Consider the following 14,039-nt stretch of genomic DNA (forward strand, 5'->3'; position numbering starts at 1 on the left):
TCATAACTTTAATCACTTGGGGAAGGTTTGTTTTGCGCTTTGTTAGTCTAAGTAACTATAACTTGGTAGGGTCAAGAAGGTTGCAAACTCATCTTGAGTGGATAACTTATCAAAAAGCTCGGCTGTTTCTTCGAACTTACCTTGATTGTAACGTGCGTCACCGACTTCATTGCGAATGGTAACGAGCTCTTCTTGTAAGGTTTGTCTAAATAATTCAGCGGTAACGACTTGCCCATCATCCAGCGCCACTTGGTGCTTAATCCATTGCCAAATGCCAGCACGTGAAATCTCTGCGGTCGCTGCATCTTCCATTAGACCATAAATTGGCACACAGCCGACCCCTTGGATCCAAGCTTCGATATAATATAAGGCAATGCGGATATTTTTACGCAGGCCATCAAGGTTACGTGGTCCATCACAAGGTAGAAGCAGATCTTCAGCGCTGACACTTACTTCAGGCATGGTTTTAAGTTGATTTGGTTTACCTTGCAGAACTTCATCAAAAATACTTTGCGCCGTTTCAACTAAAGCAGGGTGTGCGACCCAAGTCCCGTCATGCCCATTATTGGCTTCACGATATTTATCTTCTTTAACTTTCTCAAGAACTTGCGCCATCACTTGTGGATCTTTATTTGGAATGAAGGCTGACATCCCACCCATAGCTAAGGCGCCACGGTGGTGACAGGTTTGGATTAAGAGTTTGCTGTATGAGTCTAAGAATGGTTTATCCATGCCGACGCTATGACGGTCGGGTAATATTCTATCTTTATGATTTTTCAGCGTTTTGATATAACTGAAAATATAATCCCAGCGGCCGCAGTTCATGGCAACGATGTGTTCACGCATCACGTATAAGATTTCATGCATTTGGAAGACTGCGGGTAGGGTTTCAATCAGCACTGTGGCGCGTATCGTGCCGCGCTCAACATTAAAGTATTCTTCTGTAAAGGAAAAAACATCATCCCACCATTTTGCTTCTTCCATACTCTCTAATTTAGGAATATAGTAATAAACACCGAGGTTTTTTTCTGCACGTGATTGATAATTATGGAAGAAATACAAAGCAAAGTCCATTAAGCAGCCCGCAATCGGTTGGCCTTGATACTGGATATGCTTTTCAGGAAGGTGCAGACCACGTGGACGCGCAATTAATAGCGCAGGATCTTGCGCGAGTTGATAATCTTTGCCTTTGCTTTCATCATGGTATGAAATGGTGCCAAGATTGGCATCACGCAGGTTAACTTGCCCATCGAGCATATTTGCCCACGTCGGTGCGCTGGCGTCTTCAAAACAGCACATAAAGACTTTGGCGCCGGAGTTCAGCGCATTGATCACCATTTTACGATCAACAGGGCCTGTAATTTCTACGCGGCGATCTTGCAGGGCGCTTGGGATTGGGGCGACTTTCCAAGTGGCATCTTCACGGATCTTTTGGGTATCGGCGCGAAAACTTGGCAGTTGGCCTTTGTCATAGTCAGCTTGACGACTGGCACGCAGCGCAAGAACTTCTTGCAAAGGCGCAGAAAACTTTTCAACCACAGCTTGCAAGAAGGCAACTGCTTCATTATTTAAAATTTCTTGATGCTCAGAAGTGGCGACAGGTCCAGTTATTGAAAATCCACTTTGTTTGTCCGTATTCATTTTTCGCTCCTTGCGCTATATTTTAAATTACGTTGTATTTTTTATTGTATACAATATGTTGATTTTAGCAATGATAGGGTGAGTAAACAACCGACAAACTTAACTTATGGTACTTATACCCAAATACGCTAAGTATAAATAATAACAATCAAGCAAGGAGGCGCTGTGATTGAATTTCTATTAGGGATGAAGAAAGTTCAACTTTTCGATGTAGATCCCAATTTAACCTTATTACATTACCTTCGCTCACAACACTTTGTGGGGACCAAAGAAGGTTGTGCCAGTGGTGACTGTGGTGCATGCACCGTGGTAGTAGCAAGTCTTGAGGGTGATAGACTGGTGTATGAAAGCGTAAACAGTTGTTTGCTTTTAATTGCCAATGTGCACGCTAAACAAGTGATCACTGTTGAGATGCTTAAGCAAGGCCAGAGTCTTCATCCGGTGCAACAAGCTTTGGTGACTCATCATGCTTCACAATGCGGTTATTGCACACCGGGCTTTGTGATGTCGATGTTTGCGCTCAATAAAAACCATCCGCAGGCAAGTAAAGAGCAGATTCTTGAAGGCTTAGCTGGCAATTTATGCCGCTGCACTGGGTATCGTCCGATTGTCGATGCAGCTTTGTCGTTATCTGATACTCAAGTGACGGATTCGTTTATTGAACAGACTGCCACTACAATTGCAGAGCTTAAAGCGATGGCGCAAAATACTCAGCTTGGTCAAAAAATTAATCAAGGTCAGCTTGAGGCTTGGTTGCCGACTACTACGCAAGAATTATTAGAATTATTAGCCGAGCATCCTGATGCGCAACTCATTGCGGGTGGCACAGATCTTAGCCTTGAAGTGACGCAAAAGCATCAAGTATTGCCAAAACTGATTCATCTTCACCTCATTGAAGAGATGAAAAAGCTTGAAGAGCACCCAGATCATCTCGTTATTGGCGCAAATGTTAGCTTAACTCAGGTGTCTACCTTACTCGAAAAACATTTCCCAAGTTTTAAAGCTTTATTAGAGCGTTTTGCGTCGCTGCAAATCCGTAACCAAGGCACGCTTGGTGGCAATATTGCCAATGCCTCACCCATTGGTGATAGCCCACCATGTTTAATTGCTTTAGGTGCGAGTCTGCAACTGGCTTCTTTGCAAGGCAGGCGTGAAATGTTGCTGGAAGATTTTTTCTTAGATTATAAAAAAACTGCGCTGCAAAGCGGCGAATGTATCGAAGCCATTATCATTCCCAAACTCCATCAAGATGATTCAGTTCGCGATATATATGAAATTTATAAAGTTTCCAAGCGGATGGAAGATGATATTTCAGCCGTTTGTGGCGCATTTCATATTCAAGTAAAAGGCAAGCAAGTTGTCACTGCGCGGATTGCTTACGGTGGTATGGCAGCCATTCCGAAGCGTGCGATAGCGTTAGAGCAAGCCTTAGTCGGTCAAACTTGGCAGCTTGAAAGCATTGAAAAGGCAATGTCTACTTTGTCTCAAGATTTTACGCCTTTATCGGATATGCGTGCATCGAAAGAATATCGAATGCAAGTTGCGCAAAATTTACTAATGCGTGTGTACTTAGAAGATAAGAACCGTAATGAGCCAGCCTTTCATCAAGACTTGCAGGTAAGCTATTATGAATAAACAAGAAACAAGAAGCCAAGACGAGCTTCAAGCCCGCTTTGAAAGTGACTATTTAGACGGTATTGGTCAGTCGATGGCGCATGAAAGCGCGGTCAAGCAAGTGACTGGGCAGGCGCAATATATAGATGATAAAAATGCATATGTTGGTGAATTATCTGTTTATGTTCGCTTAAGTGATGTGGCGCATGGCAAGATTTTAAATATTGATACCTCTGCGTGTTATCAGGTTGACGGCGTGAAACAAGTGATAAGCAGTAAAGATATTCCTGGCGAACTGGATATTGGCGCCGTGTTTGCTGGTGATCCTCTACTTGCAGATGAGTGTGTTGAGTATATTGGTCAACCTATTATTGCTGTCGCGGCAACAAGCCTTGACGTTGCGCGAATGGCTGCGCAAAAGGCTGTGATTGAGATAGAACCTCTTGAAGCTGTGCTTGATGTGAAAGAGGCGCTTGCTAAGCAATTTTTTGTTCAAGAAAGCCATGTGCAGCAACGTGGGGATTGGCAACATGCACTTCAAAGCGCGCCATGTCAGATTGAAGGGGAGCTTGAAGTCGGTGGGCAAGAGCATTTTTATTTAGAAACCCAAGCCGCGCAAGTGGTGCCAATGGAAGATGGTGGCGTACAAGTTTTCTGCTCGAGTCAAAACCCGACTGAAATTCAAAAAGTTGTCGCCAAAGTGCTTGATCTATCAATGCACAAAGTTGTGGTGGATATGCGCCGCATGGGAGGCGGTTTTGGTGGTAAAGAAACCCAAGCGAATGCGGTGACTTGTATTGCCGCTGTGATGGCGAGATTGACGGGGCAAGCGTGTCGATTACGCCTTGAGCGTCAAATTGATATGCAAATGACAGGTAAACGTCATCCGTTTTATCATCAATACAAAGTAGGTTTTGATGAAACAGGGCGCTTACATGGGGTCTATTTTGAAATGGCTGCTGATTGCGGATATTCGATTGATTTATCACATTCAATTGTCGATCGCGCCATGTTCCATGCCGACAATGCTTATTATTTAGGGGATGCTTATGTTATTGGGCATCGCTGTAAAACCCACAAAGCCTCGAATACAGCTTTTCGCGGCTTCGGCGGGCCACAAGGTATGGTTTTAATTGAGCATGTGATGGATGAAATTGCCCAATATTTAGGGGTAGATCCATTAGTCGTGCGCCAGAAAAATTACTATCAAGCGGATCCTAAGCTTGCACGTAATCTGACCCATTATTACCAAGAAGTCGAAGACAACTGTTTGGAGGCGTTAACTGCAGAATTAACTCAAAGCGCTGAGTACCACCAACGTCGAGCACAAGTCATTGAATTTAATAAAACTAATACCATATTGAAAAAAGGTATTGCACTCACGCCAGTGAAGTTTGGAATTTCCTTTACGGCAAGCTTTTTAAACCAAGCGGGCGCTTTAATTCATATTTATACAGATGGCAGTATTCATCTTAATCATGGAGGCACAGAGATGGGCCAAGGTTTGCATACTAAAGTCGTGCAAATTGTCGCGGAAGTTTTTCGTCTTGCGCCATCACATATCCAAATCACAGCAACCAATACAGATAAAGTTCCAAATACCTCCCCAACTGCCGCCTCCTCTGGCACAGATTTAAACGGCAAAGCGGCGCAACATGCTGCGCTTATTTTAAAGCAGCGTTTAATAGAGTTTGCTGCAAATCATTATCAAATCACGCCTGAAGAGGTCGAGTTTAATAGTGGTGTGATCAAGTTGCGTGACACATATCTAAGCTTTGAGGCGTTAGTTCAAGAGGCTTATTTTCATCAAATTTCACTCTCTACCACAGGCTTTTATCGTACACCTAAGATTTATTATGATCGCGATAAGGCGCGTGGGCGTCCGTTTTATTATTTTGCCTATGGCGTATCTTGCTCTGAAGTCGTGATCGATACTTTAACCGGTGAATATAAGCTATTGCGCAATGATATCTTGCATGATGTGGGCGCATCCTTAAACCCAGCGATTGATATTGGCCAAATTGAAGGGGGCTTTATTCAGGGTATGGGTTGGCTGACATGTGAAGAGCTGGCGTGGGAGAAAGGGCGTTTAACCACTTCTGGCCCTGCAAGTTATAAAATTCCTGCGATTGGGGATATGCCAAATGTGATGAACACGGCTATCGTTCAAAATCGTAAAAATCCTGAAGATACGGTTTATCACTCAAAAGCTGTGGGTGAGCCACCTTTTATGCTTGCGATGTCGGTATGGAGTGCGCTGCGTGATGCGATTTATCATCATCATTGCGCTGTGCAAGTTTCTCAAGCGGCAACACAAAAATTTGTGGTGCGTCTGAATACACCGGTAACGCCAGAACGTGTACTTAAAGCATTGCAGTCAAGTGCGCGCGTAACCCCATGTCAGGATTTATAAGAAAGGTTGTTATATGTTAAATCGAAAAGGATTTCGTGCCAGTGTCTGCCACCTGTTGGCTGATCCCAATCGCACTGAAGATATCAACCAGAGCTATGAATACATCGACGATGCACTGCTAGTGGTCGAAGATGGGCATATCTCAGCTTTGGGCGACTATCAGGTGTTAATCAGTCAGTACCCAGACTTAGATGTGCAAGATTTTAGTGGCAAATTAATAAGTTCGGGCTTTATTGATACCCATATTCATTATCCGCAAATGGGGATGATAGGCTCTTATGGTGAGCAGTTACTCGATTGGCTCAATCAATATACTTTTCCTGAAGAGCTAAAATTTGCCGATAAAGACTATGCGCAAAAAATGGCGCAAAAGTTCATTAAAGAATTGCTCGCCCAAGGCACCACCACAGCGCTTGTTTTTGCCACGGTTCATCCTGAATCTGTGGATGCATTTTTTGAGCAAGCCCAAGCTAAAAACTTACGCATGATTGCCGGTAAAGTGATGATGGATAGGCATGCGCCTGATGAACTGTGCGATACCCCTGAGTCAAGCTATCAAGAGTCAAAAGCCTTGATTGAAAAATGGCATGGCAAAGATCGCCTCTTGTATGCGGTGACGCCACGCTTTGCGCCAACCAGCAGTAGCGCGCAACTTGCCAAAGCGGGGCAGCTTTTAGATGAGTATCCTGATGTCTACTTGCATACCCATTTAAGTGAAAACAAACAAGAAATTGAATGGGTAAAAGACTTATTTCCTGAACATTCTGGTTATTTGGATGTGTATGCGAAACATGGCTTAGTGCGCGAGCGCAGCGTATTTGCTCACGGCGTGCATTTAACCGATGACGAATGTCAGTGTTTGGGGGAATCTGGCAGTGCGGTTGCCTTTTGCCCGACATCTAACTTGTTTTTAGGCTCAGGGCTTTTGGATTTAGAGCGGCTCGAAGCGCAAGCGGTGAAGGTTGGTCTTGGCACGGATGTGGGGGCTGGCACAAGTTTTTCTATGCTTCAAACTATGGGTGAGGCATATAAAGTCTTGCAGTTACAAGATCAAAAGTTTCATCCACTAAAAGCCTTATATCAAGCCACCCTAGGCGGCGCGAAAGCTTTATATCTGGATGATAAAATTGGTAATTTAGCTGTTGGCAAAGAGGCGGATTTTATTGTCTTAGATTTTGAAGCCACGGCTTTGATGCGTCAGCGAAATCGCTTTGCCAAAGATATTATGGAGCAGTTATTTTTACTGATGATAATGGGCGATGATAGATCGATTGCCGCGACCTTTATTCAAGGTGAGTGTGCGTATATCAAAAGCTAAACGTAAACGGTTAATCTATAAAAAGAATCACAGCAGCCTAATTTTGACTGCTGTGATTTTTTAAGGCTTACATATCAAACTGATAGACACTTGTTGTGCCGCTTACTTCATTGCCAATAATGAGCCAAGGTTTGCCGTTTAGTGATTTTTCAGCAGGTACAAATTTAAAGCCTTCAGGGCCTAAATCGCCAACATTTGCAATATCACCTTCGGCTTCGCCGGTGTCGGTATCGACTTCAAACTCAGTTTCAAAGTCACGGTTAACGAGGTAATCCACAAACTTAGGCGCGACTGGATCGCTTATATCATAAATCATGATCCCAGATTGACGCTCAAGACCAATAAATGCATATGGCGTGCCATTGATTTCACCCACGGCAAGCGCTTCCGGTTCTACTCCTTTGTCATCACTGCGATTATCGCCATTGTTTTCTTCATTGTTGTTATTAAAATTATCCCCAAGTAGCGCAGCGCTGATGCGTTCAAACTCATTGGCTGAATCAAATACAAGCGCACCGTCCTCACTCCAAATCGAGAATGAACGTCCACCGTAAGCATATAATTCGTCAAAGTCACCATCCATATCTGTATCACCAAAGCTTGTGGTCACATTTAAACGTCCAAGCATGGCTTCATCTTGCGTCGCGGCATAGCTGGCAAAATTTGAGTCTATCGTGAGATCTTCGATACGCGACTCTTCTGAGAAACCATCGTAATCACGCGCATCACCTTCATTTGCTGACAAAATATAAGTTTGCCCGTCGACTTGATAGCTTGCGATTGTATCTGGTTGATACATAGCAAAGAGACCTGGGTAGCTTTGCAAATGAACCCCATCATCTTTGTTGCTTGCATCTAAGGCATTTTCTTCAAGACCAAGATCTTTAAAACCAAGTGGGTAAATATTGGTTACGCTGGCGCTTGCGATATCAATTTTAGCGATGGCATTGTTTTCTTGAAGACTCACCCAAGCAGTTGTTGAATCTGTGCTAACGGTTAAATATTCAGGTTCAAGATCTTGCGCCACACTTGCCTGTGGACCATTGATTTTGATTTCTGAGGTGATTTGCGAGGCCAATGCGCCACCTTGATTAAAGGCTGTGAAATCTGCAATCTGGGCGTTCGCTTCTGGCTGTCCGTCATTGATTTTGATAATCGCGACACTGCCTTCTGGGTCATTGTCATATGCTGCGTTAGGCTCGCCTTCATTTGCAACAAGCAAGTAATTGCCATCAGGACTAAAGCTGACATTATCAGGTAGGGCGCCAACTTCAACAGCTTGAATAAATGTTGGACCTGCGTCAGATAAGCGATAAAAGGCAACAAATCCATTGGCTTGGGTTGGGGAGTCATCGTCGACCCCACGTTCAATGGCAACTGCTAGTAAGTCATCTTTAATTGCTAATGAGTTGACGCCACCAAGATTTTCCAGTTTAAGATCGGCTGCGACATCTAAACTGGCGCTGTGAGTTAAATTATTTAAACTTAGATCAGCTTGCGCATCACTTGGGGTGTCTGTGATGGATTGAAGCGGGCTGGCATCAATGATATCAACTTGGCCACTGACGGCGTTAACAACATATATTTGCTTGCGCGTAGCATCAAAATCAACAATTTCGGCAGCGCTTAAGCCATAGACACCACTTGCATAACGACCAATTAAGCGTGCGCCACTTTGCTCACCACTTTGATAGCAAGCCTGTGACTCATCTGTGATTTCATCATCATCTAAGGTTTGATTGTTATTTTGATCTATGCCAGTGCGGGTGATAAGACCACCGAGCGCACAGTCTTGGGTGGCAGTAGGAATGACCTGTGTTTGGGTCAAGCTTTGATTAAGCGTAGTGGTATTGTCATTATCATTGTCGTCATCACAAGCGGTTAAAAAAAGAGGGAGGGTAAGTGTGGCAACAATGGTCGCAATTTTTGTATATTTTGTCGAAAACATCTGCTTTCCTTGCATGAATAAATAAATGAAACACTTAAACTAATGATAAAAGATGACATTTTTATGTGTTTTTATTGAAGCTTTATTTAGGGAAATGCAAGAGGGGGTATTGATGTGATGAAAGTATTATTTCTAGCTTTTGACAGTAATGGCAACAAAAAACGCGCTGAAAATATAAATATCTTCAGCGCGTTTTTGTATTCGTTGATAATGAGTTTAGGAATGTTGCTCAAACATGTGCTGCTTGACTTTTTTTACGCCAGTATCACCTGCTTTCGAGCGTTTTTTAGGTTGCCATTCTTTTTTCGGTAAGATCCCTTGCTTGAGCCAACGCTTGATTTTATCTTTGCGTAGCCACAATAAAAGCGCAACGCCGGCCAAATAAAGTACAGGCTCAATGGTTAAGGACTTAACTGACCAGATATAATGCACAGCGCCAGCAATGACGGCTAAATAAACCCAGTTATGCAGAACTTGCCAGTTTCGGCCCATTTTCTTTTGCATGCTTTGTAAAGACGTTAGGGTCAAAGCGGCTAAAATCAGCCATGCAAAGGCGCCAACGACTAGGTATGGGCGCGAGATAATCTCACTGGCTAGCAGTTTCCATTCTAATGCCAAATCAAACCATGCGTAACTGGCAAGGTGTAAAGCCGCCCAGACAAAGGTATAGACACCTAAAAGGCGACGTGTTTTGCATAAAAGCCCAAGTTTAAACCACTGTGCAACCGGGCTAACCAATAAGGTAATGATGAGTGTATGAATCGTCGCTTTCCCCGTGAAGTGAATAATTTGCTGCACAGGATCAGCGCCCCAATATTGATTCACCACGGCAAAATAAAGCCAGACGAGGCTAAAAATTTGCGCGATGTGAATCAAAGTTTTCACTATGATGACATGAGTTTGCGACAGCTTCATTAGAAATTCCTTACTAAATCAAGATCTTTATACAGGGATGCGACTTCGTCTTGGTAGCCATTGAACATTAAAGTGTCTTGGCGACGCGCACTTAAAACACTGCCTTCACCAATAAAACGTTCAGAGGCTTGGCTCCAACGTGGATGATCAACCTGTGGGTTAACATTCGCATAAAAGCCATATTCATTCGGTGCCAGTTGGTTCCAAGTCGTTGGCGGCTCTTTATCGGTTAAAGTAATTTTGACAATCGACTTAATGCTCTTAAAGCCATATTTCCACGGCACAACCAAGCGCACTGGCGCTCCATTTTGTGGGGCAAGCGTTTTGCCATATAGGCCAACTGACATTAATGTGAGTGGATTCATCGCCTCTTCTATGGTTAAACCTTCGACATATGGATAATCCACACCACCGCCAACTAAGCTAGATTTCTGTCCTGGCATTCTTTTTGGATCATACAAGGTTTCAAAGGCGACGTATTTGGCGCTTGAAAGGGGCTGCACCTGTTTTAATAGCTCAGCTAAGGTAAATCCAAGCCAAGGAATATTCATCGACCAAGCTTCCACGCAGCGAAAGCGATAAATTCGCTCCTCAACCGTCATCTTTTTAAATAAGTCATCAAAATCAAGCGTCATTGGCTTTTCGACCAAGCCGCCGATTTCTACTTCCCAAGGATTGGTTTTAAACCCGCGTGCACGTACTGCCGGTTGATCTTTGCTGGTGCCAAATTCATAGAAGTTATTGTAGGTAATGACTTTTTGCTCAGGTGTCAGGGTAAGCTTTGGATCTGAATAAGAGGACGTTTGGCCGGATAATGCAGTGCGTACATCTGCTGCGACATCATCGTCACTTTTTGAGGAAAAAACATCAAAGATATTGGCGTGGGCTGCGCTCGCAAAAGGGGAAACCGCAGTTAAAATGCCTAGTTTTTTGACAATATCACGACGCTGTTTATAGATTGATTCAGGCGTCGCATCATTTTCTGAAATTGCCCACTTTGGTTTTTTTGAGATATGCATAATCAGTCCTTGGTAATGTTTTCAACTAATCTAACTTATATAAAGCAAGTCATTCTGATAAGGAGGTAACAAAAAAGTTAAAATTTATAAACCTATGTCACTAAAGGAAACATTCAACAGTGCAAAACTTTCAGAAAGTAGCTACCGAAGTGCAAAGAATTGTAAAGAGGTGGTTATCTTTGTTGGCTAAATGCTACTTTTGTGATGAATTAATGTATATGCTTTATAAGAGGTCTATTGATTTTAATAGCACCACTTAAAGTGAAGCTCAACTAGCATGCTACTCTTGTTCGAAAAAATTGAACGACTTAAACAAGTCTAACGCCTTGGGGTTTAATGGTTTTTTATTACTATAAGGCAGGATTAAGCCCCAGTTATTGATGATCTAGGTTCAACAAAAGAGAAGATTATGAAGCAAGATACAGTAAAAGCCTATCATCCTATATCTAAATTATTCCATTGGCTAAGTGCATTGGCTGTGTTTGGTTTATTTGGTTTAGGTTATTGGATGGTAGATTTAGATTATTACAGCGCTTGGTATCAAGATGCACCGAATATTCACCGCTCGGTAGGTATTTTGTTGGCAATTGTGACCATTTTGCGCCTAATTTGGAACCTTAAAGTTCGCAAGCCTGCGATTGAAGGCTCAGCATTTGAACGTAAAGCCGCGGTGAGTGCGCATCATCTGATTTATTTATTATTATTTGGACTCTTTATCACAGGCTATTTGATTTCGACCGAGAAAGGCCAAGGCATAGAAGTCTTTAATTGGTTCACTGTGCCTGCGTTAGGTCAATTATTTGAAGGTCAAGCTGACCTTAGCGGCACGTTGCACTATTATTTTGCTTATACTTTAGTAGGGCTTGCTGTAATTCATGGCCTTGCTGCTTTGAAACATCACTTTATTAACAAAGACAATACCTTAAAGAAAATGACAACAGGAGTAACAAAATGAAGAAATGGATCGCAACGACCGCACTTGCTGCATCAATGGCTTTATCTTTTGCAGCCAATGCTGCGGATTATCAGATCGATACTAAAGGTCAGCATGCTTCGGTTAACTTTCGCGTCAGCCACCTAGGTTACAGTTTTACCCAAGGCCGTTTCAATCAATTTGAAGGCACATTTTCTTATGATCCGGCGAATATTGAAGCCTCAAAAGTGAATGTTACCATTGATATGGCAAGTCTGGATTCGAACCATGCAGAGCGTGATAAGCATATTCGCAGTGATGACTTTTTGGATGCAGATAAATATCCTAAAGCAACTTTTGTGAGTGAAAAAGTCACAGATAAAGGCGACGGTAAATTTGATATTGAAGGCAAGCTTACCATGTTAGATAAAAGCGTGCCGCTTACTATCAACGCTGAGTTGATTGGCGCAGGCGAAGATCCATGGGGCGGCGAACGTGCTGGCTTTAAAGGCACGGCGCGTATTAACTTTGCAGATTTTGGAATTAAAGAGTCAGCAGGCGCAAGTTTTGCCGATTTAGACTTGTATGTTGAAGGCGTGAAGCAGTAATAAATAGAAACTGCGCTAGGATTTCAATTATTCTAGCGCAGCTTTTTTTGTTTCTATTAGAGCTTAGCGATTGATTCAATTAAAAATAATCACTTTCGACTTAAGCTAAAAGCAAAAGCCGGCTGCAAATATTAATCATAAATCGTTGGGATAGCTTCACGCTTATGCTGAGTGCGCAAATAAATCGCAATGACTTTATCTTCTACTTCTTTTGAAACCGCTTTGCCTTCCAAAAAGTCATCAATTTCATCATAGCTTAGCCCAAGTGCATCTTCATCCGCTTTTTGTGGGTCAAGCTCTTCCAGATCCGCTGTTGGCACTTTATGCACCAAAGTTTGCGGCGCACCTAAAGAGTCAGCCACTTGGCGTACTTGGCGTTTGCTTAGACCAAATAAAGGCGCTAAATCGCACGCACCATCACCAAACTTGGTATAAAAACCTGTGATGTTTTCTGCGCTATGATCCGTGCCAAGCACTAAGCCGCCGACAAAACCAGCCACTTCATATTGCGCCGCCATACGTGCACGTGCTTTGAGGTTACCTTTCACAAAGTCAAGCTTAGCTGTATCTGTTGGCACTAGGCCTGTGCCTGCTAAACCATCGATACTTGCTTGGTGCAGGCCATCTACGCCTGCTTTAATATTAATTGCGATAGATTGTGAAGGCTTGATGAAAGAAAGGGCAAGTTGTGCTTCGTCTTCATCTTTTTGCTCGCCATAAGGCAGGCGCACAGCGATAAATTGATAATCTTGAGAATTGCTTTCTTGGTTGAGTGCTTCAACCGCGAGTTGCGCCAAGCGGCCACAGGTAGTGGAATCCACACCGCCACTGATCCCAAGTACGAGCGCTTTACAACCTGAATCTGTTAAGCGCTTTTTGATAAAGCTAACGCGGCGAGAAACTTCAAATTCAGGGTCAATTTGTGGCAGCACTTGCATTTCTGCAAGAATCGATAATTTTTCAATTTTTGATGACATAATGGCTTCCTTTATACGGCATAAAATTTTACTCTATGAATAATATACTTAAATTTCTATGAGATGCTAGCGCTTGTTAGGATTTCATATCGATAGGGAAAGGAAAATCAGTGACCCAAGAGAAAATTGCTGTTTTTGGTAGCGCATTTAACCCGCCAAGTTTAGGTCACGCAAGTGTGATCGCGCGACTCGATCATTTTGACAGCATTTTGCTGGTGCCAAGTTATGCCCATGCTTGGGGCAAACAAATGCTTGATTTTAATATGCGTTGCGATTTGATTGAGCGTTTTATTGCGGATTTAGAACAACAAGATCCGGCCTGTACAGGCAAAGTGCAGTTGTGCCGCTTAGAAGAAGACATTTACACTCAAAATAATGGTGACAGTGTCACAACTTATGCACTGCTACAAGCACTTAGTACAAGCCAGCCACAGGCTGAATTCACCTTTGTGCTAGGTCCTGATAACTTACTCGCGTTTAACAAGTTTGCCCATGCAAAAGAGATTTTAGAAAATTGGTCGATACTGGCTTGCCCACAAACTTTAGATGTGCGCAGTACGTATATACGTGATTTGTTCAGTCAAGCGAAGCGCCCAGATATCAAAGCCTTGCATGCCTTGACAACCAAAGGCGTTGCACAAGCACTGTTAGACTCAGATTTGTATTAATCAAG

Annotated in this window: 11 protein-coding genes; 6 read left to right on the top strand and 5 right to left on the bottom strand. The window is 43.0% G+C overall.

Going from position 1 to position 14,039, the window contains the following annotated elements:
* Positions 1 to 42: 42 nt before the first annotated feature.
* Positions 43 to 1,641 carry a malate synthase A gene (gene aceB, locus AC2VOY_RS15260; RefSeq protein ID WP_491833447.1) on the bottom strand — a complete coding sequence of 533 codons (1,599 nt, stop codon included), beginning with the start codon at positions 1,639 to 1,641 and terminating at the stop codon, positions 43 to 45.
* A gap of 165 nt (positions 1,642 to 1,806) precedes the next feature.
* Here aceB and xdhA point away from each other — a divergent pair, with 165 nt between their 5' ends.
* The 3 genes from xdhA to guaD are packed head-to-tail and all read left to right on the top strand — an operon-like array spanning position 1,807 to position 6,986.
* Complete coding sequence (xdhA, locus tag AC2VOY_RS15265) at positions 1,807 to 3,276, top strand: xanthine dehydrogenase small subunit (protein ID WP_491833449.1); 1,470 nt, start codon at positions 1,807 to 1,809, stop codon at positions 3,274 to 3,276.
* Positions 3,269 to 5,668, top strand: a complete 2,400-nt coding sequence (xdhB, locus tag AC2VOY_RS15270) for a xanthine dehydrogenase molybdopterin binding subunit (protein WP_491833451.1) — start codon at positions 3,269 to 3,271, stop codon at positions 5,666 to 5,668. The genes xdhA and xdhB overlap by 8 nt, the downstream gene beginning before the upstream one ends.
* A gap of 13 nt (positions 5,669 to 5,681) precedes the next feature.
* Positions 5,682 to 6,986, top strand: a complete 1,305-nt coding sequence (gene guaD, locus AC2VOY_RS15275; RefSeq protein ID WP_491833453.1) for a guanine deaminase — start codon at positions 5,682 to 5,684, stop codon at positions 6,984 to 6,986.
* Between the two features lie 67 nt (positions 6,987 to 7,053).
* Here guaD and AC2VOY_RS15280 read toward each other — a convergent pair whose 3' ends face one another.
* The 3 genes from AC2VOY_RS15280 to msrP form a co-directional block, all read right to left on the bottom strand.
* The gene (locus tag AC2VOY_RS15280; RefSeq protein WP_491833455.1) at positions 7,054 to 8,934 is read right to left on the bottom strand and encodes a choice-of-anchor I family protein; all 1,881 of its coding nucleotides are present in this window, start codon (positions 8,932 to 8,934) and stop codon (positions 7,054 to 7,056) included.
* A 216-nt stretch (positions 8,935 to 9,150) separates the two neighbouring features.
* A complete protein-coding gene (gene msrQ / locus AC2VOY_RS15285) occupies positions 9,151 to 9,849 on the bottom strand; it encodes a protein-methionine-sulfoxide reductase heme-binding subunit MsrQ (RefSeq protein ID WP_491833457.1) in 699 nt (232 codons plus the stop codon).
* On the bottom strand, positions 9,849 to 10,868 hold the full coding sequence (gene msrP, locus AC2VOY_RS15290) for a protein-methionine-sulfoxide reductase catalytic subunit MsrP (RefSeq protein ID WP_491833459.1): 1,020 nt from the start codon (positions 10,866 to 10,868) through the stop codon (positions 9,849 to 9,851). Before msrP ends, msrQ begins: the two co-directional genes overlap by 1 nt.
* A gap of 409 nt (positions 10,869 to 11,277) precedes the next feature.
* Between msrP and AC2VOY_RS15295 the strand changes: the two genes are divergently transcribed.
* Positions 11,278 to 11,823 carry a cytochrome b gene (locus AC2VOY_RS15295; RefSeq protein ID WP_491833461.1) on the top strand — a complete coding sequence of 182 codons (546 nt, stop codon included), beginning with the start codon at positions 11,278 to 11,280 and terminating at the stop codon, positions 11,821 to 11,823.
* The gene (locus AC2VOY_RS15300) at positions 11,820 to 12,389 is read left to right on the top strand and encodes a YceI family protein (RefSeq protein ID WP_491833463.1); all 570 of its coding nucleotides are present in this window, start codon (positions 11,820 to 11,822) and stop codon (positions 12,387 to 12,389) included. The genes AC2VOY_RS15295 and AC2VOY_RS15300 overlap by 4 nt, the downstream gene beginning before the upstream one ends.
* Positions 12,390 to 12,520: 131 nt before the next feature.
* Here AC2VOY_RS15300 and nadE read toward each other — a convergent pair whose 3' ends face one another.
* Positions 12,521 to 13,354 (bottom strand): NAD(+) synthase, encoded by an 834-nt coding sequence (gene nadE, locus AC2VOY_RS15305; RefSeq protein ID WP_491834158.1) that lies wholly within the window; start codon positions 13,352 to 13,354, stop codon positions 12,521 to 12,523.
* Positions 13,355 to 13,476: 122 nt separating this feature from the next.
* Between nadE and AC2VOY_RS15310 the strand changes: the two genes are divergently transcribed.
* Positions 13,477 to 14,034 (top strand): nicotinate-nicotinamide nucleotide adenylyltransferase, encoded by a 558-nt coding sequence (locus AC2VOY_RS15310; RefSeq protein ID WP_491833465.1) that lies wholly within the window; start codon positions 13,477 to 13,479, stop codon positions 14,032 to 14,034.
* Positions 14,035 to 14,039: the final 5 nt, after the last annotated feature.

This window comes from Vibrio sp. KMM 9700 (assembly GCF_058545285.1).

Coding starts and splice junctions, on each gene's coding strand:
- guaD (WP_491833453.1), top strand. CDS start 5,682: ATGTTAAATCGAAAAGGATTTCGTGCCAGTGTCTGCCACCTGTTGGCT.
- AC2VOY_RS15295 (WP_491833461.1), top strand. CDS start 11,278: ATGAAGCAAGATACAGTAAAAGCCTATCATCCTATATCTAAATTATTC.
- AC2VOY_RS15280 (WP_491833455.1), bottom strand. CDS start 8,934: ATGTTTTCGACAAAATATACAAAAATTGCGACCATTGTTGCCACACTT.
- msrP (WP_491833459.1), bottom strand. CDS start 10,868: ATGCATATCTCAAAAAAACCAAAGTGGGCAATTTCAGAAAATGATGCG.
- msrQ (WP_491833457.1), bottom strand. CDS start 9,849: ATGAAGCTGTCGCAAACTCATGTCATCATAGTGAAAACTTTGATTCAC.
- aceB (WP_491833447.1), bottom strand. CDS start 1,641: ATGAATACGGACAAACAAAGTGGATTTTCAATAACTGGACCTGTCGCC.
- AC2VOY_RS15300 (WP_491833463.1), top strand. CDS start 11,820: ATGAAGAAATGGATCGCAACGACCGCACTTGCTGCATCAATGGCTTTA.
- xdhB (WP_491833451.1), top strand. CDS start 3,269: ATGAATAAACAAGAAACAAGAAGCCAAGACGAGCTTCAAGCCCGCTTT.